The 834-nt window shown below is 59.5% G+C and carries 1 protein-coding gene; it reads right to left on the reverse strand.

Annotated elements, in window-relative coordinates; translation table 11 throughout:
* A partial coding sequence (locus AC1D0P_RS26265) for a LysR family transcriptional regulator (protein ID WP_477679408.1) occupies positions 1-661 on the reverse strand: 661 nt, incomplete at its 3' end.
* Positions 662-834 lie beyond the last annotated feature (173 nt).

Raw genomic sequence — 834 nt, forward strand, 5'->3', positions numbered from 1 at the left:
CCGAGGAGGTGCGGAGAATGACATCGGGCTGATAGGTCGTCTTGCTCCAGTATTTCAGCGAGGATTGCGCCGCCTCGTCGACGGTGAGCATGATGTAGGGCTCCTGCGCCACCTCCCGCAGCCCGACACCGTCGCGTCGCAGAAGAGGATGCTGGGCCGGCACCCAGAGCCGCCGGACGGAGCTCAGAAGCGTCTCCGTCGTCAGCATCGGGTTGAGGATATTGGACGTCAGCAGCACCGACAGGTCGTATCTGTTGGTCAGCAGGCCTTCCTCGATCGACTCGCGATTGACCTCGTAGAGCTGTACCCTGAGCTTGGGGAAGAGCCGTCGCATGCGTTCGACATGCATGGGCAGAAAATAGCCGATGACCGTGTAGGTCGCGGCGACGACGAGTTCTCCTTCGACATCGCTGTCGATGAAATTGATGTGCAGCGCTTCATCGATCTTCGCCAGGATTTCGTAGGCATGGGCGAGAAACTGCCGTCCCGAAGAGGTCAGTTCCATGCCATGCGGCGAGCGGTTGAACAGCGGCACGCCGACGATCTGCTCGAGATCCTTGATCGCAGCGGTGATCGCCGACTGCGAAATATTCTGATTGATCGCCGCAAGCGAAACTTGCGCATATTCCGCCGTCGCAACGAAGTAGCGCAGCTGCCTCACACTGAAACTCATCCGACCTCATCCCTACCTGCTTCAGGCATTCGCCCGCTTCAGTAAATAGTGGCAATGTCCGAAGTCTCATCGATCTCCGCAGCTCCGGCGCGCGGGGAGATCGATGAGCGAGACATATGACTTGGATGACAGCCGCTACCGCCCACTACGAGGACGGCGGC

The sequence above is a fragment of the Polaromonas sp. P1_G2 genome, from assembly GCF_056405515.1.